At 73.7% G+C, this 24,171-nt stretch carries 22 protein-coding genes; 11 read left to right on the top strand and 11 right to left on the bottom strand.

Features of this window, described 5'->3' with window-relative positions; genetic code table 11:
- Positions 1-127 precede the first annotated feature (127 nt).
- On the bottom strand, positions 128-1,183 hold the full coding sequence (locus RM446_RS08885; RefSeq protein WP_311544709.1) for a 3-deoxy-7-phosphoheptulonate synthase: 1,056 nt from the start codon (positions 1,181-1,183) through the stop codon (positions 128-130).
- 495 nt (positions 1,184-1,678) lie between these two features.
- On the opposite strand from RM446_RS08885, the gene pip reads away from it, so the two are divergent.
- Both pip and RM446_RS08875 read left to right on the top strand, forming a co-directional pair.
- Positions 1,679-2,638 carry a prolyl aminopeptidase gene (gene pip, locus RM446_RS08880; RefSeq protein WP_311544708.1) on the top strand — a complete coding sequence of 320 codons (960 nt, stop codon included), beginning with the start codon at positions 1,679-1,681 and terminating at the stop codon, positions 2,636-2,638.
- 110 nt (positions 2,639-2,748) lie between these two features.
- Positions 2,749-2,940 carry a ferredoxin gene (locus RM446_RS08875; protein WP_311544829.1) on the top strand — a complete coding sequence of 64 codons (192 nt, stop codon included), beginning with the start codon at positions 2,749-2,751 and terminating at the stop codon, positions 2,938-2,940.
- Here RM446_RS08875 and RM446_RS08870 read toward each other — a convergent pair.
- Both RM446_RS08870 and RM446_RS08865 read right to left on the bottom strand, forming a co-directional pair.
- Positions 2,924-4,135, bottom strand: coding sequence for an NAD(P)/FAD-dependent oxidoreductase (locus RM446_RS08870; RefSeq protein WP_311544707.1), 1,212 nt, complete (start codon positions 4,133-4,135; stop codon positions 2,924-2,926). The genes RM446_RS08875 and RM446_RS08870 overlap by 17 nt on opposite strands.
- 204 nt (positions 4,136-4,339) lie before the next feature.
- Positions 4,340-5,320 carry an asparaginase gene (locus tag RM446_RS08865; RefSeq protein WP_311544706.1) on the bottom strand — a complete coding sequence of 327 codons (981 nt, stop codon included), beginning with the start codon at positions 5,318-5,320 and terminating at the stop codon, positions 4,340-4,342.
- A 139-nt stretch (positions 5,321-5,459) separates the two neighbouring features.
- Between RM446_RS08865 and RM446_RS08860 the strand changes: the two genes are divergently transcribed.
- Positions 5,460-6,425, top strand: a complete 966-nt coding sequence (locus tag RM446_RS08860; protein ID WP_398694765.1) for a 3'-5' exonuclease — start codon at positions 5,460-5,462, stop codon at positions 6,423-6,425.
- A 13-nt stretch (positions 6,426-6,438) separates the two neighbouring features.
- Here the strand turns inward: RM446_RS08860 and RM446_RS08855 are convergent, their stop codons facing one another.
- The 3 genes from RM446_RS08855 to RM446_RS08845 all read right to left on the bottom strand — a co-directional run bounded on the left by RM446_RS08855 (position 6,439) and on the right by RM446_RS08845 (position 8,172).
- Positions 6,439-6,633 (bottom strand): hypothetical protein, encoded by a 195-nt coding sequence (locus RM446_RS08855; RefSeq protein WP_311544705.1) that lies wholly within the window; start codon positions 6,631-6,633, stop codon positions 6,439-6,441.
- Between the two features lie 117 nt (positions 6,634-6,750).
- Positions 6,751-7,389, bottom strand: a complete 639-nt coding sequence (locus tag RM446_RS08850; RefSeq protein WP_311544704.1) for a TetR/AcrR family transcriptional regulator — start codon at positions 7,387-7,389, stop codon at positions 6,751-6,753.
- A gap of 60 nt (positions 7,390-7,449) precedes the next feature.
- Positions 7,450-8,172, bottom strand: coding sequence for a biliverdin-producing heme oxygenase (locus RM446_RS08845; protein WP_311544703.1), 723 nt, complete (start codon positions 8,170-8,172; stop codon positions 7,450-7,452).
- 321 nt (positions 8,173-8,493) lie between these two features.
- Between RM446_RS08845 and RM446_RS08840 the strand changes: the two genes are divergently transcribed.
- The 4 genes from RM446_RS08840 (at position 8,494) to RM446_RS08825 (ending at position 12,593) form a co-directional block, all read left to right on the top strand.
- A complete protein-coding gene (locus RM446_RS08840; RefSeq protein WP_398694813.1) occupies positions 8,494-9,732 on the top strand; it encodes a PP2C family protein-serine/threonine phosphatase in 1,239 nt (412 codons plus the stop codon).
- Positions 9,729-11,546: a sensor histidine kinase gene (locus RM446_RS08835; RefSeq protein WP_311544702.1), complete on the top strand. Its 1,818-nt coding sequence runs from the start codon at positions 9,729-9,731 to the stop codon at positions 11,544-11,546. The genes RM446_RS08840 and RM446_RS08835 overlap by 4 nt, the downstream gene beginning before the upstream one ends.
- Positions 11,543-11,995 (top strand): response regulator, encoded by a 453-nt coding sequence (locus RM446_RS08830; protein ID WP_311544701.1) that lies wholly within the window; start codon positions 11,543-11,545, stop codon positions 11,993-11,995. Before RM446_RS08835 ends, RM446_RS08830 begins: the two co-directional genes overlap by 4 nt.
- 64 nt (positions 11,996-12,059) lie before the next feature.
- A complete protein-coding gene (locus RM446_RS08825; RefSeq protein WP_311544700.1) occupies positions 12,060-12,593 on the top strand; it encodes a low molecular weight protein-tyrosine-phosphatase in 534 nt (177 codons plus the stop codon).
- A gap of 22 nt (positions 12,594-12,615) precedes the next feature.
- Here RM446_RS08825 and RM446_RS08820 read toward each other — a convergent pair whose 3' ends face one another.
- The 5 genes from RM446_RS08820 to RM446_RS08800 all read right to left on the bottom strand — a co-directional run bounded on the left by RM446_RS08820 (position 12,616) and on the right by RM446_RS08800 (position 17,329).
- Positions 12,616-13,293, bottom strand: coding sequence for a methylated-DNA--[protein]-cysteine S-methyltransferase (locus tag RM446_RS08820; RefSeq protein WP_311544699.1), 678 nt, complete (start codon positions 13,291-13,293; stop codon positions 12,616-12,618).
- Positions 13,294-13,376: 83 nt separating this feature from the next.
- On the bottom strand, positions 13,377-13,937 hold the full coding sequence (locus RM446_RS08815) for a hypothetical protein (protein ID WP_311544698.1): 561 nt from the start codon (positions 13,935-13,937) through the stop codon (positions 13,377-13,379).
- Positions 13,934-14,269 carry an SHOCT domain-containing protein gene (locus tag RM446_RS08810; protein WP_311544697.1) on the bottom strand — a complete coding sequence of 112 codons (336 nt, stop codon included), beginning with the start codon at positions 14,267-14,269 and terminating at the stop codon, positions 13,934-13,936. The genes RM446_RS08815 and RM446_RS08810 overlap by 4 nt, the downstream gene beginning before the upstream one ends.
- A gap of 232 nt (positions 14,270-14,501) precedes the next feature.
- Entirely contained in the window at positions 14,502-16,490 is a 1,989-nt protein-coding gene (locus RM446_RS08805; RefSeq protein ID WP_311544696.1) for a helix-turn-helix domain-containing protein, read from the bottom strand.
- A complete protein-coding gene (locus RM446_RS08800) occupies positions 16,475-17,329 on the bottom strand; it encodes a 3-hydroxybutyrate dehydrogenase (RefSeq protein WP_311544695.1) in 855 nt (284 codons plus the stop codon). Before RM446_RS08800 ends, RM446_RS08805 begins: the two co-directional genes overlap by 16 nt.
- 478 nt (positions 17,330-17,807) lie before the next feature.
- On the opposite strand from RM446_RS08800, the gene RM446_RS08795 reads away from it, so the two are divergent.
- From RM446_RS08795 to lon, 4 genes are all read left to right on the top strand, one after another.
- On the top strand, positions 17,808-19,178 hold the full coding sequence (locus RM446_RS08795; protein ID WP_311544694.1) for an MFS transporter: 1,371 nt from the start codon (positions 17,808-17,810) through the stop codon (positions 19,176-19,178).
- Between the two features lie 194 nt (positions 19,179-19,372).
- Positions 19,373-20,650 carry a sensor histidine kinase gene (locus tag RM446_RS08790; protein WP_311544693.1) on the top strand — a complete coding sequence of 426 codons (1,278 nt, stop codon included), beginning with the start codon at positions 19,373-19,375 and terminating at the stop codon, positions 20,648-20,650.
- Positions 20,647-21,303 (top strand): response regulator transcription factor, encoded by a 657-nt coding sequence (locus RM446_RS08785; protein ID WP_311544692.1) that lies wholly within the window; start codon positions 20,647-20,649, stop codon positions 21,301-21,303. Before RM446_RS08790 ends, RM446_RS08785 begins: the two co-directional genes overlap by 4 nt.
- 205 nt (positions 21,304-21,508) lie before the next feature.
- Positions 21,509-23,920, top strand: a complete 2,412-nt coding sequence (lon, locus tag RM446_RS08780; RefSeq protein WP_311544691.1) for an endopeptidase La — start codon at positions 21,509-21,511, stop codon at positions 23,918-23,920.
- The last annotated feature ends 251 nt before the right edge of the window (positions 23,921-24,171 follow it).

Below are 24,171 nucleotides of genomic sequence, written 5' to 3'. Positions count from 1 at the left end.
CGCCGACCGCCAGGGAGGCGGGAGCGCGGGCGGAGCCCGAGCGCCGGACCCGCGCGGGCGGGGCCCGGCCGGCGCTCCGCGTTCGCGGGGGCCGCGGCCCGGTGCGCGGGAGGCGCGCGACCCGGGGCTAGACCGAGCGGCGCTTGCGCACCGCCTCGGCAAGCCGGACCAGCACGTCTTCGGTGGTCGACCAGCTCATGCACGTGTCGGTGATGGAGCGCCCGTAGGAGAGCTCCGCGGGGTCGCCCAGCTTCTGGGCGCCCTCCTCGATGAAGCTCTCCAGCATCACGCCGATGATGCCGCGCTGGCCGTCGGCGACCTGCGCCGCGATGGCGTCGGCCACCCCGGGCTGGCGGGTGTGGTCCTTGCCGCTGTTGGCGTGGCTGGCGTCGATCATCAGCCGCCGCGGCAGCCCGGAGCGCTCGACGACCTCCAGGGCGGGAGCGACGCTGGCCGCGTCGTGGTTGGGGCCGCTGCGCCCGCCGCGCAGGATGACGTGGCAGTCGGGGTTGCCCGCGGTGACCACGACCGAACCCGCGCCCGAGGGGTCGATGCCGAAGAAGGTGTGCGAGGCCGCGGAGGCCCCGCAGGCGTCCACCGCCACCTGCACGTCGCCGTCGGTGCCGTTCTTGAAGCCCACCGGCATGCTCAGGCCGCTGCCGAGCTGGCGGTGGACCTGGCTCTCTGTGGTCCGGGCGCCGATCGCGCCCCAGGTGACCGCGTCGGCGATGTACTGCGGGGTGATGGGGTCGAGGAACTCGGTGCCGGCCGGCACGCCGATCGACCCGATGTCCAACAGCAGTTTGCGCGCGGTGCGCAGCCCCCGGTGCACGTCGTAGCTCTCGTCCAGTCCGGGGTCGTTGATCAGGCCCTTCCAGCCCAGCGTGGTGCGCGGTTTCTCGAAGTAGACGCGCATGACCAGGCAGAGGTCCTCGCTCAGGGAGGGTGTCAGCGCCTTGAGCCGTTCGGCGTAGTCCAACGCGGCCTCGGGGTCGTGCACGGAGCAGGGGCCCACGATGACGAGCAGGCGGTCGTCGGCGCCGTCGAGCACGCGCTTGACCTCGCCGCGTGCGTCCTCGACCAGTGCGGCGCGCTCCGGCCCCATCGGGAGCTCGGCGAGGAGGTCCTTGGGCGCGATCAGCGGCTGGTAGCTGGCGACGCGTGTGTCATTGGTGTTGGGCATGCCGTCTTCGTCCCTACTTCCGTCTCCCCTGCGGACCCACTCCGAACACTAACGCGGGCGGGCGGCGGGCAGGGCGCCGGAGTGTCCTGCGGTGCCGCCCCGCGGACCCGGGCGCGTCCCCTGAGGGCCGCCGGGCGCGGGGCTCCTCGGTGCGAACGCCCGGAAGCCGGTGCCTGCGCAGGTTCACGCTGTTTCGTGTGACCCTGGTCACACTCTGGAACGGGTGTCCGCCGCGGGGACGCCCGGCGGCCGCGACGCTCCCGGCCGAGCGGGAAGCGCCGCCGCGGGGCGGACTGCGGAGACGACGCCGTGCGCTGGAACGATCGTGGCGCGCGGACCCGTTTCGGCGTGCGAAAGCCCCGGCGTGGCCGCCATTCCGGCACCGCGCCCGAGCGCTCGCCACCGCGGTCCCGCGGCGGACTCGCGGCACCGCGCCCGGTCGTCCCGGTTCTAGGATTGGCCGCGGCCACATCTGCGACGAAGGACGCCAAACCCATGCGCACGCTGTACCCGTCCATCGAACCCTACGACTCCGGCATGCTCGACGTGGGCGATGGACACCGGATCTACTGGGAGCTGTGCGGGAATCCGGCGGGCAAACCTGCGGTGTTCCTGCACGGGGGACCGGGGGCGGGCTGCTCACCCGACCACCGCCGCCTGTTCGACCCCGAGCGCTACCGCGTGCTCCTCTTCGACCAGCGCAACTGCGGCCGCAGCACCCCGCACGCCAGCGGCATCGACGTGGACCTCAAGACCAACACCACCTGGGCGCTGGTTGAGGACCTGGAGCGCCTGCGCACGATGATGGGCGTGGACCGCTGGCAGGTGTTCGGCGGTTCGTGGGGCAGCGCGCTCGCGCTGGCCTACGCCGAAGAGCATCCCCGGCGGGTGAGCGAACTGGTCCTGCGGGGCATCTTCACCCTGCGCAACGAGGAGTTGCGCTGGTTCTACCAGAACGGCGCCAGCTACCTCTTCCCCGACCTGTGGGAGCACTACCTCGCGCCCATCCCCGAGGAGGAGCGCGACGACCTCATCGGGGCCTACGCGCACCGGCTCTCCTCGCCCGAGCCCGATGTGCGCCTGGCCGCCGCCCGCGCCTGGAGCACGTGGGAGGGCTCGACCATCACCCTGCTGCCCGATGAGCGGGTGCGCGCCAAGCACGCCGAAGCCGAGTACGCGCTGGCCTTCGCCCGCATCGAGAACCACTACTTCGCCCACGGCGGCTTCTTCACCCCTGGGCAGCTGATCGACAACGCCGACCGGCTGAGCGGCATCCCCGGTGTGATCGTTCAGGGCCGCTACGACGTGTGCACCCCGGTCAAGACGGCCCACGACCTGCACCGTGCCTGGCCCGAGGCGCAGTTCCACCTGGTCGACGACGCCGGCCACGCCTTCAGCGAGCCCGGCATCCTGCACCGCCTCATCGAGGCCACCGACGACTTCGCCGATACCTGAGCGGTCTCTCCGCCCGCCGTGGCGCCTCGCGTGCGGCGGGTCCTCGGCGGCCCGGCGCGGGCTAGGCTCGGACTGCAAGCAGCGGTCCGACGGTGCAGAGCGAGGAGAACATGCGGGTCAACGTCGACTTCGACCTGTGCGAGAGCAACGCGGTGTGCATGGGTGTGGTGCCGGAGGTCTTCGAGGTGCGCGAGGACGACTTCCTCTACGTGCTGCAGGAGGAGCCCCCGGAGGAGCTGCGGGCCGAGGTCGAGGAGGCCGCCCGCATGTGCCCCAAGCAGGCCATCACGATCGAGGGCTGACCTCGGCCAGCGCATCCTCCCAGGTGGTGGGCTCGGCAAGGAGCCGGCGCAGCCGCATCACCTTCGGTGTGGAGCGCAGGCCCAGGATGCCCACGAGCATGCCGGCTCGGCCGAGGAGGGCGACGAACTTGCGGTCCTCGGCCGAGCCGTACACGATCTCGGCGGTGTCGGCGGGGGCGGCCTGCCCCAGCAGCTGGATCTTCATCCCGTACTGGTCGGACCAGAAGTAGGGGACCGGCGTGTAGGGGGTGCCGCCTCCCGCCAGCAGATTGCGCACGGCCGCGGCCGCCTGCTCGCCCGCGTTGGTCCAGTGCTCCAGGCGCATCAGGCCGCCGTAGCGCGGATGCGGCCAGGCGGCGATGTCGCCCGCCGCGTAAACCCCCGGCAGGGCGGTCCGGCAGTACTCGTCGCAGAGCACGCCGCCCGTGCCCTCGGCCAGTCCGACACCCGAGCCCTCCAGCCAGCCGGTGTTGGGCAGCGCGCCCAGGCCCGCCACGACCAGCGAGGCCTCGACCGCGCTGCCGTCGCTGAGGCGCACCCGCTCGACGCGCCCGCGCCCCTCGTACCCGGTCACGCCCACGCCCAGCCGGAGGTCGACGCCGTGGTCGCGGTGCAGCTCGGCGAAGACGCCGCCGATCCGCGGGTCGACGACGCGGGTGAGCGGGGTGGGCGCCGCCTCCAGCAGCACGACCTCCAGCCCGGCCGCGCGGGCGCTGGAGGCGACCTCCGCCCCGACGAACCCGGCGCCGACGACGACGACGCGCTCGGCGGCCTTGAAGGAGTCGCGTACGGCCTCGGCGTCCTCGACGGTGCGCAGCACGTGCACTCCCTCCAGCGCGGTGCGGGGGCGGCGGGCGCGGGAGCCCGTGGCGACCACCAGGCCGTCGGCGGTCACCTGCGAGCCGTCGTCGAGCTCGACGGTGCGTTCGCGCGGGCGCAGCCGCTGCGCGGACCGGCCCAGGCGCAGGTCGAGTCCCAGGCCGTCGAACGCGGAGTCCTCGCGCAGGTCGATCCCGGCGCCGGCGCCCTTGCCGGTGAGGAACTCCTTGGACAGGGGCGGGCGCGAGTAGGGGCGGTGCGGCTCTTGGCCGATCATCGTGATCCGGCCCTCGAAACCGGCCTCGCGCAGGGACTCGGCCGCGTGCAAGCCGGCCATGCCCGCGCCGGCGATCGCGACGCTGCGGATGTCGCCCATGTGCCGCCCTCCGTCGGTCGTGGTCGCTCGTGCGGAACCGGCGAACCGGTGGGCCGCCGCTTCGGGCGCCGCCGCACGCCCCCGTCTTGAGGAAACATAGCCCAGCGCCTTCCGATTCCGCCGCGGCGTTCACAGGGGGCGGCCCGGTTCCGCGGAGCCGGCCCGGCTCCGCCCGGCCCCGCGGCGGCCGCCGGTGCGCACGGGTCAGGCGAGCGCCTCGTCCGCGACGGGGCGCAAGCGGCCCACCCGCCTGCCGCCGCCGCGGACCTCCGCTGCGGCCAGGTCGCGAACGGGCGAGACGTCGGCGCCGAGCGCCGCGAGAGCCACCAGCGCCGCCAGGGTGCGCGCCCGGAACAGCGGGTCGCCGTCGCTCAGCTTCACCGCGGCCACCTCGCCGCCGGGCGCGGCCACGACGAGCACGCCCTCGGCCCCCATCTTGGCCACCGCGCCCGGGAGGCCGCGCATCAGCAGGGTGTCGGTGCGCCCTTCGCCGGCCACGTACTCGGGACGGTTCCGCATGGCATCCAGCACCGCCGCCTCGTGCGAGCCCGCTGGTGCCAGGGTCATCGCCCGCAGGCCGCGCGCCAGGCCCAGCAGCGACACCGCCAGCTGCGGCGCACCGCACCCGTCGACGGTGGTGCGGGCGACCGGCTCGCCGCACATCTCCTCGACCTCCCGGCGCACCGCCTCCTGCACCGGGTGGCCGGGTTCGAGGTAGTCCTCGGTGCTCCACCCGCGCGCGACGCAGGCGGCGAGCATGGCCGCGTGCTTGCCCGAGCAGTTCATCAGCAGCGAGGAGGGCGCACCGCCCTCCTTGAGGAGCCGGTCGCGCTCGCCGCGGTCCAGCGGCCAGTCGGCCGGGCAGCGCAGGGCGCCGGCGTCCAGGCCGGCGTCCGCCAGCATCCCCGTCACCGTCTCGACGTGGCGCGGCTCCCCGCTGTGGCTGCCCGCGGCGATCGCGGTCTGCGCCGGCCCCAGGTTCGCGCCGGCGCGCAGCGCTGCCGCGGCCTGGAAGGGCTTGGCGGACGAGCGCGGGAGCATCGGGGCCTCGGCCCCGCCGCGGACGTAGCCGATCTCACCCCGGGCGGTGAGCCCCACCGCCGTGCCGAAGTGCACCCCCTCGGCGAATCCCGATCGGACCACCTCAACCAGCGGGACGTACTGCGGCTGCGGGCTCTGCTGCATGGGGAGACTCCTCGGTCGGGGGCGCTCATACGTCGCGGCCGGAGCCAGGGGGTGGCGGGTCCGGGCCGCTGGTTCAACGCCGTTCGGGGCGCCGGTCTTCCCTCGCGTGTCGTAGTGTCTGGCCGCGGGAGGTGCCGCGATGAGGATCGGACGGGGTGTGGACGACGTGCTGGACGCCGAACCCGACGCCGGGCGGATGGTCCGGACGGGTGCCCTGACCCGCCGCCGCGGCGCCGCCCGCGGCGCGCGCGATCTGGAGTACGCGGTCGTCGACGTCGAGACCACCGGGCTTTACCCCGGCGAGGGTGCCCGCATCTGCGAGATCGCGGTGGTGCGCGTGCGCGGCGACGGCACCCTGCTGCGGGAGTTCACCACGCTGGTCGACCCCGGCGCCCCCGTCACCGGGCAGGAGTTCCACGGCATCGGCGCCAGCGACGTCATCGGCGCGCCCAAGGCCGCCGAGCTGGTGGACGTGCTGCGCGGACTGTTCTCCGGCGCGGTGCTGGTGGGGCACAAGCTCGACTTCGAGGGCCGCTTCCTCGCCTCGGAGCTGCTTCCCGCCGGCCTGCCGGGCGGCCTGCCGGGCCTGTGCACGCTGCTGTCGCTGCGTTCCCAGCTCGACCTGCCCCGCTACTCGCTGCCGCGTGCCTGCCACACCCTCAGCGGGCACTGGCCCACCGGGCAGCACACCGCGCTGGGCGACGCCCGCGCCTGCGCCCAACTGCTGGCCGAATTGCTGGCCAACGCCCCCGGCACGCTGCGCTACACCGGACCCGCCCCGATCGAACTGGATTCGGGGGAACCGGATTCCGCTCCCCTCAAGCCGCGGACCTCGTACGCGGCAACGCCGTCTGCGGTCGCCCTGCGCGGCCACCCCGAGCGCCCGCCGGCCGCGTGGCCGAGCCGCTGGCGCCGGCTGGAGCTGGACCCGCACGACTGCGGGGGCCGCTTCGGCCCTGAGCAGCGCGCGGCCGCTCAGCGCGACGCCGAGTGCCGCAGCGCGGCGCTGGAGGCCGCGGCGGCCTCGGCCGCGGTGGCCACGGCCCTTGCCGCCACCAGCGCAGCCCGGCTGGCGGCGCGCCGGCTGCGCACGGTGCTGGGCTGAGCCGGCGCCGCGGTCACTTTCCCGACAGCGCCAGGAAGAAGGCGACGATCAGCGCGCTGCCGCCCACCGCGGTGAGCGTCGCCCGACCCGCTTCGGTCAGTCGCGCCCGTACCAACTGGGGGATGGCGCGTGCCCGGAACCGGGGGATGCGGTTGAACATCGCGACGGCGACCAGGAAGGCGCCGGCCAGGATCAGGAGCAGGGACACCGGGGGCTCCTCCGGAGCGTGGGGCTGGGCTGGGCGGTGCCCGATTCTGCCCCGGCTCCGGCGCACGTGCGCAGTCGGGGAGCAGCCGCTGCCCGTTCCGGTCGCGCCGGTATGACCTCAGGTGAGCGATGGTGACGCGGTGTGACCGCCGGTGTCGGCGGCGCGGGCGCCGAGCGCGCGCAGCGTGAACGCGGCCACCAGGCGCCCGGCGTCACCGGGCGTGGTCTCCCCGTGCTGCAGGGGCGCCCGCTGTGCGCCGAGCATCGCCAGCACCAGGCGGGCCACCGGTTCCACCGGCGCCGCCGCGAACTCGCCGCTGTCGACGCCCTCGCGCAGGATTCCGGTGAGCAGCCGCTGCATCGGCGCGACGTGCTCGGCGAGGGCCTGGTAGGCGTCGGGGCCCAGGCTGGCGCCGAGCTCGGCCGCCGCGGGGTGGGGGTGCTCGGCCAGCGCCTCGACCTGGAACCGCACGAAGGTCTCCAGCCGCTCGGCGGCGCCGGCGCCCGAGGGCAGCTCGCGGTGGTAGCGGTCGACGAAGCCGGTGGTGGCCTGCTCGGTGAAGGCCAGCAGCAGCGACGGCTTGTCGGGGAAGTAGTTGTACAGCGCCGTGCGCGTGATGCCCGCCTCGGCCGCCACGTCGGTCATGGAGATCTCGTCGATGCCCTGCACGCGCGTGAGGGCGGCGACCGCCTCCAGGATGCGCTCGCGGGTCTGCGCGCGGTGCGCTGCGATGGTGGGCGCCGAGATCTTGGGCATGGGCCCATGGTGTCACGCGGCGGCGGCGCCCGGTATGCGTCGCGGTGGCGGCGCCCGGGTTCAGGCCGCCGTCTCGGCGGCGAAGGTGTGGCCGAGATCGGCCAGTACCGCGACGTTGAGCCGGTAGGCCAGTCGTGTCTCGCGCACGACGTGGTCGCGCTCGGCCCCGTTCAGCTGCAGCGCGTCCAGCCGCGCCCGGTACCCGGCCTTGAACCGCGGCAGGCTGCCCAGTGCGGAGAAGTCGTAGAAGGAGGTGCCGCCCTGCTCGTCGAGGCCGTAGGCGCCGGCTGCGGCCTTGCGGATGAACTGCCCGCCGGAGAGGTCGCCGAGGTAGCGGGTGTAGTGGTGGGCCACGTACCCGGCGGGGTCGTCGCTCGTCTGCTCGATGCGCGCGGTGTAGGCGCGGGTGGCCGCCGTGGGGGCGATGCGCTCGCGCCAGTTCCCTCCGTATACGGCGCCCAGGTCGCGCTCCAGCGCGGGCACGCGGAACAGTCCGGGGTCGACGACCGCGCCGGCGACGGGGTCGCCGGCCAGTGAGCGCCCGACCCGCTCCAGTGCGAGGTAGGCGAAGTAGTGCTGCGCGATCATCGCCGCGTACCCCTCGCGGGGCAGGCGGCCGGCCAACAGGGCGCGGGTGAAGCCGTGCTGCTCGGCGTCTTCGTGCGCCGAACGGGTAGCCCGCTTGAGTAGCTCGGAGAACGGCGCTCGCGTGTTCTCGGGGGCGGCGGTGCGGGCGCGGAAGTCGGGGTCCTCGGTGGGGCGGCGGCCTTCCGCAGTGGGCACATGCCCTCCTTTGTTGGCTTTTATCCCAATCAGGATACTGACATGATGTCAGCACGCGGGGGACGTCTTCAAGAGTGAGATGACACCGTGTCGAGAAAGCGAGCTGGCGGAAGGCGGGTAGCCTGGGTGTGCACGCAGGTGCGATCGAGCGCACCGAAGGCGCGGTGTCCCCAGCCGTCGTTGAATCCCTCCGTGCAATCCCGCTAGCGACAAGACGTGCAGGCGATTATCGTTTGACTGCCGCAACGGCTGACGACGCGCACCGCGCACCGGTCGACGTAGAGGCGATGTGTGGATACCAGCAAACCCGGACGCGAGCCCGTGACCATGACCGATACCGAGCAACCGTGGCCGGCCGATCCCGGCCGCGCGGCTGAGGCCGTTATGGAGCGGCAGTCCAACGCGACCGCTGAGGCGGTCGACGTCCTGCTCGTCGAGGACGACACCCAAGACGCGTTCCTGGTCGAGGAGCTCCTCGCCGACTCCGCACTCGACACCCGCATCACCTGGGTGAGTACGCTCGACGAGGCGCGCCGGCACTTCGCGGGCTTCCGCGGCTGCGTGCTGCTCGACCTCAACCTGCCCGACGCCCGCGGCATGAGCCTGCTGCGCGAAGTCCTCACCACCGCCTCCGCGGCCGCCGTCGTCGTCCTGACCGGGTTCAACGACGAGCACGAAGGCATCGCGGCCGTGGCCGCAGGCGCGCAGGACTACCTGGTCAAGGGGCAGGTCGACGGCTCGCTGCTGGCGCGCAGCCTGCGCTACTCCGTCGAGCGCCAGCGCGCCGACGAGAACGCCCGCCAGCTGCGCGAAGCCGAGCTGTACGCCCGCGAGAACATGCGCCTGGAGCGCGGCCTGCTGCCCCAAGTGCTGCTGGACAGCTCCCCGCTGAGCCACCGCTCCTTCTACCGGCCCGGCCGCAAGCGGGCCCTGGTCGGCGGCGACTTCTACGACGCCGTGCAGAAGGACGGGACCACCCACGTCATCGTCGGCGACGTCAGCGGGCACGGCCCCGACGAGGCCGCGCTCGGCGTGAGCCTGCGCATCGCCTGGCGCGCCCTGGTCATGGGCGGGGTCGCCGAGGAGGACGTGCTGCCCGCGCTGGAGGAGATCCTCGTCAGCGAGCGGGCGCAGGAGGAGATGTACGCCACTCTGTGCCAGACAAGCCTGGACACCGGGAGCGAGGACGCCCGGATCCGGCTCTTCGGCCACCCGCCGCCGCTGGTGCTGCACCGCGGCGCCGTCGAGGAGGTCGCCGTCGCGCCCCGGCCGCCGCTGGGCGTCTTCCCCGAGCGCGAGACCGAGATCGACGGTTTCCGGCTGCCCCGCGGCGCCACGCTGATGCTCTACACCGACGGCCTTGTCGACGCCTACGACGGCAAGCCGCCCGGTCGCCTGGAGGTCGGCGGGCTGCGGCGCATGGTCGGCGGCGTGCTGGAGCGCGGCACCTCCATCGTCGACCTGCCCGAGCACCTGGTCGACGAGGCGGAGCGCTACAACGGCGGGCCGCTGCAGGACGACGTCGCCATGCTGCTCATCACGCACGAGGACCGGCTTTGAGAAGGTGGCCCCTGCGCCGCCGCGTGACCGTCCTGCTCGCCACCGTGGCGGTGGTGCTGGTCGCGTCGGTTTCGACGATCACCCTCGCCGCGTTCAACGCCCGCGACGCCCTGGACCGTCAGGTCGACGAGCTGACGCCGGCGCAAAGCGCCGTGCGCCAGACGATGTCGGCCTACCTGAACATGGACAACGGCATCCGCGGTTACGCGCTGACCAACGACATCGAGTTCCTCGCCCCGTACCAGCAGGGCAGGCAGGACCTCGACGAGAGCCTGCCGCAGCTGCGCGCCGTGGCCCAGCAGAACGGCCAGGTCGACGGCAACATCCACCGCTTGATCGAGGCCGGCGAGGCCTGGCAGGACGACTTCGCCGAGCCCACCCTGGAGAAGGTGCACGGCGGCCAGGAGATCACCTCGGCTGACTACCAGATGGGCCGCGACCGCTTCGACGACCTGCGCGCCGCCGGCGCCCGCACGGAGCAGCGCATCGACGACGAGCTGAGCCAGGCGCGCGACGGGCTGACCCTGGCCACCCAGCAGGTCATGGCCCTGCTTGTGCTTGTCGGCGCGGTGGTGGTGGTGCTGTGCTGCTTCCTGTGGGTCATGCTGCAGAACTGGGTGCTGCGACCGCTGGACGAGCTCGGGCGCCACCTCATACAAGTGTCCGAGGGCTACTACGCCCACCGCATCGAGCTGCACGGCCCGCCCGAGATCGAGCGCGTCGGCCGCGACGTCGACGCCATGCGCGAACGCATCGTCCGCGACCTGGACGAGGTCGGCACCGCCCGCCGGACCCTCCAGGAGCAGTCGGAGCTGCTGGAGCGCCAGACCGACGAGCTGCGCCGTTCCAACCTGGAGCTGGAGCAGTTCGCCTACGTCGCCTCACACGACCTGCAGGAGCCGCTCCGCAAGGTCGCCAGCTTCTGCCAGCTCCTCCAGCGCCGCTACCAGAACCGGCTGGACGAGCGCGCCGACGCCTACATCGACTATGCGGTCGAGGGCGCGAAACGGATGCAGACGCTCATCAACGACCTGCTGGCGTTCTCGCGCGTGGGCCGCACCAAGGACGACCAGCCGGTCGACCTCGACGAGGCGCTCGCCGAAGCGCTCAGCAGCCTGGAGACCAGGCTGGAGGAGGTCGGGGCGCTGGTCACCTCCGACGATCTGCCCACCGTCCGCGGCGACCGCACGCTGCTCACCCAGGTGTTCTTCAACCTGATCGGCAACGCCGTCAAGTTCCGCGGCGAGGACCCGCCGCGGGTGCACGTCGGCGCCGAGCGCCAAGGCGACGAGTGGGTGTTCTGCTGCGCCGACAACGGCATCGGAATCGAGCCGCAGTACGCCGAGCGCGTGTTCGTGATCTTCCAGCGGCTGCACACCCGCGACAAGTACGGCGGCACCGGGATCGGCTTGTCGATGTGCAAGAAGATCGTGGACTTCCACGGCGGCCGGATGTGGCTGAACACGTCAACCGGCGACAGCGACGGCGACGGAGACGGCGACAGCGGCGGCGAGCGGTCGCGGGGCACCCGCATCTGCTGGTCGCTGCCCGTCGACGACGGCGCCGCGGACGAGGCGGCCGCGCAGCCCCGGCGTGCCGGGGCGGAGAAGGCGGCCGGGCCCGCGCAGGGCGCGGAAGGCGGCGACGCCCGCGCCCCGCTCGGGGCGCGGGACGACCGGGGCGCGCAGGAGGCCGACCCCTCCGCCGAGGAGGACTCCCCAGGAGGGACGGCCGCCGCCGGCCCGCCGCCCCGGTCCGCAGGAGACGACACCGCGCCCGGCGCACCCGGGTCCGATTCGGGACAGGTCGGATGAGATTGAGCGAGGACAACTTGGTGCAAGCCATAGAGGTGCTGCTGGTCGAGGACGACCCCGGGGACGTCCTGATGACCAAGGAGGCCTTCGCGGAGCACAAGGTGGGCAACAACCTGAACGTCGTCTCCGACGGGGTCGAAGCCCTGCGCTTCCTCCGGCGCGAGGGCGAGCACGCCGACGCCCCCATGCCGCACCTGATCCTGCTCGACCTCAACCTGCCCCGCAAGGACGGTCGGGAGGTGCTGGAGGAGGTCAAGAAGGACGAGGGGCTCGCCCACATCCCGATCGTCGTGCTGACCACCTCCGAGGCGGAGGAGGACATACTGCGCAGCTACCGGCTGCACGCCAGCGCCTACGTCGCCAAGCCGGTCGACTTCGAGCAGTTCATACAGGTGGTCCGCCAGATCGACGACTTCTTCGTCACCGTGGTCCGCCTGCCCAAGGGCTGATTCCGGCGATGCCGGGTCCGGCCGGGCGCCGGACACGCGCGCAGCCTGGGCTACCGTGGTGATCATGAGCCTGCCTGATCCCCTCGATCCGACGGGGCCCTACCGGATCGCGCTGGTGTGCCTGGGCAACATCTGCCGGTCCCCGATGGCCGAGAAGGTCCTCGCGGCCGACCTCGCGCGCGCCGGCCTCGGCCGTGCGGTGGCCGTCGACAGCTCTGGAACCGGCAGCTGGCACATCGGCGCGGGCATGGACCCGAGGGCGGCCGCCGCGCTTCGCATACACGGCTACTCCACCGACCACACGGCGCGCAGGTTCGACCCCGCCTGGTTCGGCGCGCGCGACCTCATCCTGGCGATGGACCTCGACAACTTCGACGAGCTGGTGCAGCTGGCCCCCGACTCCGCGCCGGTGGACGGCCGGCTGCGACTCTTCCGGGGCTTCTCGCCCAAGACCGGCGGCACGGCCAACCCCGAGGTCCCCGATCCCTACTACGGTGGAGAGGACGGGTTCAGCAACGTGCTGGGGATGGTCGAGGCCGCGTCGCGGGGCCTGACCGGCGAGCTCGTCGCCCGCTTCGGCCGCCGGGCCGCGCGCTGACCGCACCGCGGCGCCGCGTCGCTCACGCGCCGGCGTGCTCGGCTTCCAGGGCGAGCAGCCCGCGCTTGGCCGCCGTGCCGCCCGAGTACGGCCCCGGGTCGCCGGGGTGGTCGTCGCCGACCACGCGGTGGCAGGGCAGGAACAGGCACAGCGGATTCTCGGCGAGCGTGCTCGCGACGGCGCGGCGCGCGTTGGGCCGGCCCATCCGCGCGGCCAGACCGCCCAGGGTGACGGTGGAGCCGTAGGGGACGTCCAGTAGCGACCGCAGCACTACGCGCCCGAAGTCGCCGGTCAACCGCAGGTCCAGCGGGACGGTGAAGGCGCTCAGCCGCCCCGCGAAGTAGGCGCCGATCTGGCGGCGCACCGGGTCCAGGTGGGCGTCGTGCGGGCCGATGTTGGCCGAGACCGCACGTTCGAGCCGCTCGACCACGGTCTCCTCCGGGGCGAACGAGCACGCCGCGAGCCCGGCCTCGGTCATCGCGCAGAAGAGGAAGCCCACGGGCGTCTCGACCACGCCGGTGACCACGTCGAAGGGGACGCCCCGGGCGGGCGCCGGAGCGGCGCCCGCCGGTCCGGCGCGGTCCTCCCCGGCCGCCGGGGACGTGGCGCGGACCAGCGCGTCGATGTCGTCCGCGCCGCCTCCCGGTTTGTCCGGGCCGTCGAAGTCGGCGTACAGGTCGCCGTGCCACATGCCGGCCATGATCCTCCCGCGTCTGGCTTGCCCGGACGAGGATGCCACGGTGCCGAACGGCTGTCGCTTCGCCGCCCGGGCGGCTCCCGGATTCAGCGGGCGGCGCGCTGTGCGACGCGCGCGGGTCGGCTGGGCGGACCGGATACGCCCTCCTCGCGGGAGCGCCGGCGGGGCCGGATACGGCCGAAGGGCTTGCCAGTCGACAGCAGGCTGGCGGCCAACAGCACCGACAGGGCCACCGAGAGCGCGACGACGAGGCTGAGGCGGTCGGCGAACGGGGGCGGCACGGTGCCTCCGCGCGTCGCTTCGGCGAGGTCGGCCGTCGCGGGCATCAGCCGCAGGTTGCTGCCGGCCACCAGCACCGCGGTCAGCGCCAGCTTGGCGGCCACCCAGTAGTGGCGGAACAGTCCCCAGTGCGTTCCCAGCGCGCTGGTCAGCCCGGTGGCCAGCGCGGTCAGGCTCAGTGCCGGGACGAGCAGCCCGCCCAGCATGGCGGCGGATCCGTAGAGCGCGCCGGCCCGCTCCGCCTCGTCGGCGGCCGTCCCGGCGGCCACCAGCGTCAGCACGCCGGCGTGCACGCCGAGCCAGCCCATCGATGCGATCACGTGCAGGCTCAGCACCGCCTTGCGGGGCAGGCCCGGGCGGAGTCTCACTTGCGGCCGCCCTCCCGGGAGCCGGGCGTCCAGTTCAGCACGCTGGCCCGCTCCAGGAACTCGTCGACGGTGATGTCGCCGCGGGCGAAGCGCTCGGCGAGCACCCTGCGGGCGGCGTACTCGGGCGGCTCGGGCGCGGCGGCCCACAGCGGCCGGCGGCCCTTCGCCCGCGAGATCAGCAGGTAGGCGACAAGGCCCAGCAGAAGCAGGACGAGCAGCATTGCGACTCCCATCACGGGGAACGGCGGGTGGGCGTGGAATCTCGCGGCGGGTCCGGCGAACAGGGCCGTCGCATCGCCCAGTCCGGCCGCCGCTGTCAGTGGTTGTGCCATGTCCCAAGCCTGTGCCGCCCGGCCCCGCCGCGCGTCGCCCCAGCGGCGGGGATCGCGCTACGCGCCGCGCACCAGAGCGCCTACGCCCGGGGGCGACGGGCCACGCGCGGGCGGTTCCGCCGGAGCCGGCCGGGGCGCGGATGCGCGCGGCGGGCCTTGCGCAGGCGCGCGCTGCCGCCCCAGCAGCCCGCCGCGGGCGGCACAGGTGCGGGCACGCGCGGACGCGGGCCGGTCAGGCCCCGCCGCGCTCGGCCTCCTCGGCCTCGGCCACCCCGCCCTGCAGCAGCGCGTGCAGCCGCAGCGCCAGTTGGATCTCCAGGGCACGGCCGGGCTCGTGCCAGTCGGGACCGATGAGCCGGCCCACGCGCTCCAGGCGCTGGGCGACCGTGTTGACGTGCACGTGCAGCTCGTCCTTGGCCCGCGACATGCTGCCGCCGTGCGCGAAGTAGGCGCGCAGCGTCTCCACCAGCGACGTCTCGCGGCGGCGGTCGTAGTCCAGCAGCGGCTCCAGGACCGAGTCGACGAACCCGGCCACGTCGCGGTCGCCGCCCAGCAGCACGCCGAGGAACCCCAGGTCCTCCGGGGCGGCGACCTCCCCCGAGCGGCCCAAGGCCACCAGGGTCCGCAGGCACCGGCGCGCCTCCAGGAAGCGGACCGCGTAGTCCGCCAGTCCCGAGGCCGGGCCGGAGGCGCCCGCGGTGACCGCGGTGTTGACGGCGGCGGTCAGCGCGCTGACCGCCTTGCGGCCCACTTCCGCCGGCCGCGGACCGGGCAGCACCAGCACGGTCGTGCCCGACCGGGCGCCCGCCAGGCCGCCGGAGGTCTCGGCCAGGTGCATCGCCGCCGAACGCAGGCGGCCGGGATGGGCGCCGGGCGCCTCGGCCACCACGACCACGTGCTCGGCGTCCAAGTCGGCCCCCAGCCGCTCGGCGCGGCGGCGCAGTGTGTCGGGGTCGCGTTCGGGCGCGTCCAGCACGGCGTCCAGCAGGTCTCCGCGCACGCGGTTCTCCGCCTCGCTCGCCGAGCGGCGCATCACCAGCAGCAGAGCGATCACCATCGCCGCGCGCTCCAGGATGCGCTGGTCGGCGGCGTCGAGGTCGACACCCTCCAGCACCACCGCGCCCAGCGGTTCCCCGCCGGCCACCGCGGCGGCCACCCACCCGATTCCGGTGCGCACCGCGCGCCCGCTGGAGCGCGACGCGCCCGCAGCCTGGGCCAGTTCGGGTGCTGCCAGGCGCTCGGCGTGCCGCGAGGCGTCGTAGACGGTTACCGCTCCGCCCAGCACGGCGCTGACAGCGGCCTCGACCTCCTCCACACCGCCGCCCCGCAGGACCAGGTCGGTGAGGCGGTCGTGAGCGTCGGCGGCGCGCTCGACCGCCCGGCTGTGGTCGGTCAGCCGGTGGTTGACCTCGTTCAGCTCCTCCAGCGCCGCGCGGGTGCCCTCCAGCAGGTTGGCGCTGTCGATGGCGATCGAGGCGTGGGTGGCCAGCGACCCCAGCAGCGCCACCTCCGCATGCGAGAAGGGGCGCTCGCGCCGGTTGGCGGCGAAGAGCACGCCGATGACGCGCCCGTTGAGCTGGAGCGGCACGCCCAGGATCGCCACCAGGCCCTCGTCCAGCACGCCTGCGTCGATGGTGTCGGTGTGCTCGAACCGACTGTCGGTGAAGTAGTTGGCGGTGACGTAGGGCAGCGCCGTCTCGGCGACCAGCCCGCCCAGGCCCTCGCCCGGCCCCAGCCGCAGCTGCTGGAACCGCGCCGAGACCGATCCGGAGGTCACCCGCATGACCGTGTCGCCGTCCTCCACTGCGGTGTCGCGCAGGGTCAGGTAGGCGGTGTCGGTGCCCAGCAGGTTGCGGGCGCGGTCGACGATGGCCCTCAGCACCTGGTCGAGGTCGCGCATGCCCGCCAGGTCGTTGGCGGTCTCGAACAGGGCGCTCAGCTCGGACTCCCGGCGCCGCCGGTCGGAGAGCACCGTGCGCACGCGAAGCGCCAGGACCTTGGCCTCCTCCAGGTCGGCCAGCTCCTCGGCGCCGCCGCCCGCCGCGCGCGCCCGCACGAGCGGGCGCTCGTACTCGACGGCGGGCGCGTCCCGCAGCAGCAGGCGCAGGAACTGCACCTGAGCACCTTTGCCGCCCGCATCCGCCGCGGCCTGCTCCTGCGCCGCCTGCGCCCGGGTGGGGGCCTGATCCTGTGCCGTGTGCTCGCTCAGCTCGCGCTCCATGCTCCGTCCATCGCCAGGGAGGCCCCGTTTACGTAGGAAGCCTCGGGGCCGCACAGGTAGGCGGCCATCGCCGCGACCTCTGCGGGCTCGATCAGCCGCTTGAGCGGGCTGCGGGCCAGCAGCACCGCCTCGACCACCTCGTCCTCGGGGATCGCGTGTGCGCGCGCCTGCTCGGCGATCTGGGCCTCGACCAAGGGGGTACGCACGTAGCCGGGGTTGATGCAGTTGGAGGTGACCCCGCGGGCGGCGCCCTCGACCGCGGCGACCTTGGAGAAGCCCTCCAGGCCGTGTTTGGCCGAGACGTAGGCGGACTTGTAGGGCGAGGCGCGCAGCCCGTGCACTGATGAGATGTTCACGATCCGCCCCCAGCCCTGGGCGTACATGTGCGGCAGCGCCGCCTGCACCAGGCGGAAGGGCGCCTCCAGCATGAGCCGCAGGATCAGCGCGAAGCGGTCGGGCGGGAACTCCTCGATCGGCGCGACGGTCTGCACGCCGGCGTTGTTGACCAGGATGTCGGCGCCGCGTGCGACCTCGGCCGCAGCGTCGAGATCGGTCAGGTCGACGGGGGCGGCGGTGCCGGTACCGGCCTCCTCCAGAGCCTGCACCCCGTCGGCGTCGCGGTCGACCAGGAGCACCGCGGCGCCGGAGGCGCTCAGCCGCTCGGCGCACGCCCGGCCGATCCCGCCGGCCGCGCCGGTGACGACGGCGGTTCGGCCCCGCAGGTCGGGACCTCGGGCGGCCGCGGCGGAGTCGGCGGGCAGCGGCTCGACGGGGGTCCGGCCGGCCGCCGCCGCGGGGGGCGCGGACGGGGCCGCCCGGGGGGATTCGCGGGTCGTCATGGCGCCAATCTAGGGTTCCCCCTCCCCGGCAGCGGATATCCGCCGCGCCCATACGGGCGCCTCACGGCATGTTGCCGACGACCATAACCCCGTCGGGCCGAGCCCGGTACCCCCGGCAGCGGGCCGGCGGTGGACGCCGCGCACGCCGAAGCGGTGCGACCAGGGGCGGGGGAGCGCTCGGTGCCCGTGGCGGCCGGGGTTCCGCAGGCGGTGCCGCTGCCGTGCCGCCGGATTCCGCATCCCGCGGTAGCCGCCGCCGGCGCCCGGTGCGGAGCCCTGGCGTCCGCCGCCGGCGCCCGGTGCGGAGCCCGGGCCCCTCCGCCGCCCGGTCGGCCGCCCCCTCGTCCGCGGGCGGGATGTGTGGCCGCGGCACACACCCCGCCCGCGGTGTCGGTGCCCGGCGGATATGGCCCGTATCACAAGCCCGCTTCTACGCTGCGACGACGCAACCCCCACAAACCGAGCGGAAGACGATCACATGGCTGTGCCAAACTCCCCCTCCGACGCCCCGGTCGCGGCACCTCGCGGATCGTTCGCGAAGGTCGTGACCTCCAGCCTCATCGGCACCACAGTGGAGTGGTACGACTTCTTCCTCTACGGCTCGGCGGCGGCTCTGGTCTTCGGGACCGTGTTCTTCCCCGAGTCCGCCCCCCTCACCGCAATCCTGCTCTCCTTCGGCACCTACGCGATCGGGTTCTTCGCCCGGCCCCTGGGCGGCCTGGTGTTCGGCCACTTCGGCGACCGCATCGGCCGCAAGAAGCTGCTGGTCATCAGCCTGCTGATGATGGGCGGAGCGACCTTCGCCATCGGCCTGCTGCCCGCCTACGCGACCATCGGAACGGCCGCGCCGCTGCTGCTGATCACCCTGCGGCTGATCCAGGGCTTCGCCCTCGGCGGCGAATGGGGCGGCGCCGTCCTGCTGGTGTCCGAGCACGGCAGCCCCAAGCACCGGGGATTCTGGGCGTCGTGGCCGCAGGCGGGGGTGCCCTGCGGCAACCTGCTGGCCACCGCCGTGCTCGCAGTGCTGGCCGCCACCATGGCGGACTCGTCCTTCGAGGCCTGGGGCTGGCGCATCCCGTTCCTGCTGTCGGGGCTCCTGGTCATCGTGGGCCTCTATGTCCGGCTCTCCGTCGAGGAGTCGCCGGTCTTCCAGGCCGCGGCCGCCCGAGCCGCCCAGGCCCGCGCGGAGCAGGACACGGGCGAGCACGCCCCCATCGTCGAGGTCGTGCTCCGGCACTGGCGGGAGATCCTGGTGGCCATGGGGGTGCGCCTCGCCGAGAACATCTCCTACTACGTGATCACGGCGTTCGTCCTCGTCTACGCGGTACAGGAGTCGGGAGTCGAACGCAGCACCGTCCTCAACGCCCTGCTGGCGGCCGCGGCGGTGCAGCTCGTCGCCATCCCGATCTGGGGGACCCTCTCCGACCGGTTCGGCCGCCGCCCGGTCATCGCCTTCGGCGCGATCGGGACCGGGCTGTGGGCGTTCGCGTTCTTCCCGATCATCGACGCCGGCGGGTTCGGGATGGTGCTGGCCGCCGCGGGGGTCGGCCTGGTGCTGCACGCGGCGATGTACGGGCCGCAGGCGGCGTTCTTCTCCGAGCTGTTCGGCACCAGGACGCGCTACTCCGGGGCCTCCATCGGCTACCAGTTGGCGTCGATCTTCGCCGGCGGGCTCGCGCCGCTGATCGCCACGTGGCTGCTGTCGACGTTCGGTACCTCGCTTCCGGTGTCGGTGTATGTCGCCGCGGCCTGCGTGCTGACGGTGGGGGCGGTGGGGGCGGCGCGGGAGACCCGCGGCCGCGACCTGGACGACCCGGTGTTCGCCGAGCGCTCCGCCGAGAAGAGCTGAGGCGCGGGCCGCGGGCACGCGGCGGTGCGCAGAGGCCCCGCGGCGGGAGTCCCCGACGCCCGCCGCGGGGCCTTTCACCGTCCGGTGCGGCCCGCTGGTCGCACACCGAGCGGCTCCGCCTGCGCTCACCGCACCAGCGCGGATACGACGCGGCGCTGACGCCCCGGAAGGCCGGGCCGACTACCGTCGTGCAGGTGAGCCGACGTAGCGCCCGCGTCCTCGCCTTGGACGTGCCGATCGCCCTGTTCGTGGGCGTGCTGTCGCTGGGCGCCGCCCATGCCCGGGGGCCGTGGTCGCAGGCCGGCTCCGGACCGCCGTGGGCGCCGGGCGGCCCGGAACCGGGCGGGCCGCCGCCGTGGGCCCCGGGCGCCGGCCCCGAGTTCGCCGCGCTGCCCCCGCTGGCCTATGTCTGCGTCGCGGTGGTCGCCGCCTGCCTGGCCGTCCGCCGCTTCCGCCCCCGCACGGCCTTCGCCTGCGCCATGATCGCGACCGCCGTGTTCTACGCCCTGGACCAGCAAGGCGGGATGCTGCGGATCGGGCCCGCGTTACTCGCCTACACGATGGCTGCGCAGCTGCCGCTGCGGCAGTGGACCCCGTGGACGGGGCTGGCCGTGCCCCTCTTCCTGGCCGACCGCGCCGACCGCCCCTACATCGGGCTGTTCGAGCCCGGCGCCGCCGGCTCGCTGGCGATACAGCTGGCCCTGCTACTGGTGCCGGCCGCGCTGGGCGTGATCGTGCGCTCGCGCCGCGAGAGCACCCGGCGCGAACGCGACGACGAGGTGCGCCGTTCGGTCTACGAGGAGCGGCTGCGCATCGCCCGCGAAGTGCACGACGTCGTCGGCCACAGCCTCTCGGTCATCAACATGCAGGCGGGCGTGGCCCTGCACGTGCTCGGCAAGCGTCCGGAGCAGGCCGAACCCGCGCTCCAGGCGATTCGCCGGACCAGCAAGGACGCGCTGGAGGAGCTGCGCGGAACTCTGGCGGTCTTCCGCATCGGCGGCGAGGACGAGCGCGGCGCGGACACGCCGGACGAGCCGTCGGGGTCGGCGGCCTCCGGCGGCGGGGCGCCCGGACCCGCGCGCGAACCGGTTCCCGGTCTGGACCGTATCGACGAGCTCGCTGCGGGTATCGATCCCGCAGGGGACCGCGTGCGGGTGCGCGCCGAAGGCGAGCGGACCGCGCTGCCGGCCGCCGTCGAGCACGCCGCGTTCCGCATCGTCCAGGAAGCACTGACCAACGCCGTCCGGCACGGCGGCGGTGCGGCGACCGTAACCATCGGCTACCACCCCGAGGAGTTGACCGTGGAGATCACCGACAGCGGGCACGCGCGTCCCGGCCGGGCCTACGAGGAGGGCAGCGGCATCGCGGGCATGCGCGAGCGCGCCCGCGCAGTCGGCGGGCGATTGCAGGCCGGCCCGCGCGCCGACGGCGGGTTCCGGGTGCGCGCCGAACTGCCCGCGGGGGAGCGGTGAGCACCGTCCGCGTCGCCGTCGCCGACGACCAGGCCCTGGTGCGCATGGGCCTGCGGGTGCTGATCGAGGCCGAGGACGACATGGAGCCCGCAGGCGAGGCCGCCGACGGGCGCGCGGCCGTCGAGCTGGTGCGCCGCGAGCTCCCCGACGTCGTGCTGATGGACGTGCGCATGCCCGGCATGGACGGCATCGCCGCGTTGCGCGAGATCGCGGCCGACGACGCGCTGGAGTGCACCCGCGTGGTCGTACTGACGACGTTCGAGTTGGACGAGTACGTCTTCGACGCGCTTCGCGCCGGCGCCGCCGGATTCCTGATCAAGGACAGCGACCCCCGCGAGCTGCTGCGCGCCATCCGGCTCGCCGCGGCGGGGGAGTCGCTGCTCTCGCCCTCGGTCACGCGCAGCGTCATCGCCTCGTTCACGGCACGCGCGCCCGCAGGCGGGCCGCGCCCCGACCTCGGCGAGCTGACCGAGCGGGAGCGCGAGGTGCTCGCGCTGGTCGGCGAAGGGCTGTCCAACGGTGAGATCGCCGACCGGCTCGTCGTCAGCCCAGCCACCGCGCGCACGCACGTCAGCCGCGCCATGGTCAAACTGCACGCCCGCGACCGCGCCCAGCTCGTCGTGATCGCCTACCGCGCCGGCCTGGTGCGCTGAACGGGGCCGCGAAGCAGAGCGCGCACCCCGCCGATCTTGTAGCCATCGTGAAGGAAAACGATTTCCAGTGACGATAGCTACAAGATCGACGGTGATGGGCGCCGTTCCGGAAGGGCTGCGGGCGATCGCTCACGGCGAACACAACGGGGGGAACAAAACCGGACTCTCGTTTATTGAGTGGTAGTGACTCAACAAGGAGGGTCTGATGACTGAAGCGCAGTCCAACGCGACGTTCCCCGTGCTTCCCCTCGACGACGAGGTCGTCCTCCCCGGAATGGTCGTGCCGGTGGACATCGGCGACTCCGAGGTGCGCGCCGCGGTCGACGCCGCGCGCGCCGGCGGCGACAGTGCGGCGAAGGGTCCCGGAGTCCGGTCCGCGGCCAAGCCGCGGGTGCTGATCGTCCCCCGTAGCGACGGCAACTACGCCGCGGTAGGCACCGTGGCGGTGATCGAGCAGGTCGGCCGCACTCCCGAGGGTGAGCCGGCGGCGGTCGTGCGGGGTACGGCGCGGGCCCGGGTGGGCAGCGGGACCACCGGACCCGGCGCCGCCCTGTGGGTCTCGGCGGAGGTCCACAGCGAGGAGCCGCCGGAGGGCGGCTACCCCGGCAAGGTCCACGAGCAGGCGCGCGAGTACAAGTCCCTGCTGACCACCTACCTGCAGAAGCGCGGCGCGTGGCAGATCCTGGACGGCATCCAGCAGCTGGAGGACCCGGGCAGCCTGGCCGACCGCGGCGGGTACTCCCCGTTCCTCAAGACCGCCCAGAAGCTGCAGCTGCTGGAGACCTACGACGTGTCCGAGCGGCTGCGGCTGCTCGGCGAGTGGACCCGCGACTACCTGGCCGAGCTCGATGTCGCCGAGACCATTGATCAGGACGTGCAGGACGGCGTCGACAAGCAGCAGCGCGAGTTCCTGCTCCGGCGCCAGATGGAGGCCATCCGCAAGGAGCTCAACGAGATCTCCGGCCGGCCGGGCAGCGAGGAGGACGACTACCGCGAGCGCGTGGAGTCGGCCGAACTGCCCGAGCACGTCCGCAAGGCCGCGCTGGAGGAGGTCGACAAGCTGGAGCGGGCCGGCGACTCCTCGCCGGAGTCCGGCTGGATCCGCACCTGGCTCGACACGATCCTGGACATGCCCTGGAACACCCGCACCGAGGACGCCTACGGCATCGCCGGCGCACGCGAGGTCCTCGACGCCGACCACGCCGGCCTCGACGACGTCAAGGAGCGCATCGTCGAGTACCTGGCGGTGCGCAAGCGGCGCGAGGACAAGGGCTTGGGCGTGGTCGGCGGTCGGCGCAGCGGAGCCGTGCTCGCGCTGGTCGGCCCGCCCGGCGTGGGCAAGACCTCGCTGGGCGCGTCCGTGGCGCGCTCGATGGGACGCGAGTTCACCCGGGTCGCCCTGGGCGGCGTGCGTGACGAGGCAGAGATCCGCGGCCACCGGCGCACCTACGTCGGCGCGCTGCCGGGGCGCATCGTCCGCGCGATCAAGGAGTCGGGCTCGATGAACCCGGTCGTGCTGCTCGACGAGATCGACAAGGTCGGCAGCGACTTCCGCGGCGACCCCACCTCGGCGCTACTGGAGGTGCTCGACCCCGCGCAGAACCACACCTTCCGCGACCACTACCTGGAAGTCGACCTCGACCTGTCCGACGTCGTGTTCCTCGCCACCGCGAACGCGCTGGAGTCCATCCCCGGCCCGCTGCTGGACCGGATGGAGCTGGTGCAGCTCGACGGCTACACCGAGGACGAGAAGGTGACCATCGCGCGCGACCACCTGCTCCCGCGCCAGCTGGAGCGGGCCGGGCTGGAGCCGGGCGAGGTGGAGCTCGCCGACGGGGCGCTGCGCCGGATCGCCGCCGAGTACACCCGCGAGGCGGGGGTCCGCGAGCTGGAGCGCACGGTCGCCCGGGTGCTGCGCAAGGTGGCCTCGGGCCTGGCGCTGGGCGAGCGCGACCTGCCGGTGACGGTCGGATCCGACGACTTGGCCGGTTTCATCGGGCGGCCCAAGCACACGCCGGAGACCGCCGACCGCACCTCGGTACCGGGGGTGGCCACGGGCCTGGCGGTCACCGGGGCCGGCGGCGACGTGCTCTTCGTCGAGGCGTCGCTGGCCGACCCCGAGTCCGGCGCCAGCGGACTGACCCTGACCGGCCAGCTGGGCGACGTGATGAAGGAGTCCGCGCAGATCGCCCTGTCCTACCTGCGCTCGCGCGGCGCGGAGCTGGAGCTGCCGGTCGGCGACCTCAAGGAGCGGGGCGTCCACCTGCACGTCCCCGCGGGCGCGATCCCCAAGGACGGGCCCAGCGCCGGTGTCACCATGACCACCGCCCTGGCCTCGCTCCTGTCGGGCCGCCCCGCGCGCTCCGACGTGGCCATGACGGGCGAGGTCTCGCTGACCGGCCGGGTGCTGCCGATCGGGGGCGTGAAGCAGAAGCTCCTGGCGGCGCACCGCGCGGGGATCACCACGGTCCTGATCCCGGCCCGCAACGAGCCGGACCTCGACGACGTCCCCGAGGACATCCGGGGACAGCTCACCGTCCACCCGGTCGGCGACGTCCGCGAGGTGCTGGACCTGGCACTCGACCCGGCGCACAGCCCCGAGGTCGTAGCGGCATAGGAGCGGCATAGCAGGCGGGCTGTTGGCCTTGAGTACCAACAGCCCGCCGGTACGTCAGGGGTCCCTGTAGATCGAGTGATCACCGATCCGTCGCCACATTCAGGAGAGGATCCCCAGCCTCGTCCTTCTGGATGTGGAAGGTCGCCCGCCCATCCGGTGAAGCGAAGCTCCACGTCAGCGAATAGACATCGTGCCCGCCGAGTTTGTGGATCCGAAGGCGTGTCGGTCATGGTGGCGTTCCGGAGAACGCT

The organism is Streptomonospora wellingtoniae (assembly GCF_031845375.1).
GTDB classification, from domain to species: Bacteria; Actinomycetota; Actinomycetes; order Streptosporangiales; family Streptosporangiaceae; genus Streptomonospora; species Streptomonospora wellingtoniae.
This window is presented reverse-complemented; position numbering and strand designations above follow the sequence as displayed.

Bases quoted from the DNA above. Each gene is read 5' to 3' on its own strand.
- RM446_RS08885 (WP_311544709.1), bottom strand. From the start codon at position 1,183: ATGCCCAACACCAATGACACACGCGTCGCCAGCTACCAGCCGCTGATC.
- pip (WP_311544708.1), top strand. From the start codon at position 1,679: ATGCGCACGCTGTACCCGTCCATCGAACCCTACGACTCCGGCATGCTC.
- RM446_RS08875 (WP_311544829.1), top strand. From the start codon at position 2,749: ATGCGGGTCAACGTCGACTTCGACCTGTGCGAGAGCAACGCGGTGTGC.
- RM446_RS08870 (WP_311544707.1), bottom strand. From the start codon at position 4,135: ATGGGCGACATCCGCAGCGTCGCGATCGCCGGCGCGGGCATGGCCGGC.
- RM446_RS08865 (WP_311544706.1), bottom strand. From the start codon at position 5,320: ATGCAGCAGAGCCCGCAGCCGCAGTACGTCCCGCTGGTTGAGGTGGTC.
- RM446_RS08860 (WP_398694765.1), top strand. From the start codon at position 5,460: ATGAGGATCGGACGGGGTGTGGACGACGTGCTGGACGCCGAACCCGAC.
- RM446_RS08850 (WP_311544704.1), bottom strand. From the start codon at position 7,389: ATGCCCAAGATCTCGGCGCCCACCATCGCAGCGCACCGCGCGCAGACC.
- RM446_RS08830 (WP_311544701.1), top strand. From the start codon at position 11,543: ATGAGATTGAGCGAGGACAACTTGGTGCAAGCCATAGAGGTGCTGCTG.
- RM446_RS08825 (WP_311544700.1), top strand. From the start codon at position 12,060: ATGAGCCTGCCTGATCCCCTCGATCCGACGGGGCCCTACCGGATCGCG.
- RM446_RS08820 (WP_311544699.1), bottom strand. From the start codon at position 13,293: ATGGCCGGCATGTGGCACGGCGACCTGTACGCCGACTTCGACGGCCCG.
- RM446_RS08810 (WP_311544697.1), bottom strand. From the start codon at position 14,269: ATGGCACAACCACTGACAGCGGCGGCCGGACTGGGCGATGCGACGGCC.
- RM446_RS08805 (WP_311544696.1), bottom strand. From the start codon at position 16,490: ATGGAGCGCGAGCTGAGCGAGCACACGGCACAGGATCAGGCCCCCACC.
- RM446_RS08800 (WP_311544695.1), bottom strand. From the start codon at position 17,329: ATGACGACCCGCGAATCCCCCCGGGCGGCCCCGTCCGCGCCCCCCGCG.
- RM446_RS08795 (WP_311544694.1), top strand. From the start codon at position 17,808: ATGGCTGTGCCAAACTCCCCCTCCGACGCCCCGGTCGCGGCACCTCGC.
- lon (WP_311544691.1), top strand. From the start codon at position 21,509: ATGACTGAAGCGCAGTCCAACGCGACGTTCCCCGTGCTTCCCCTCGAC.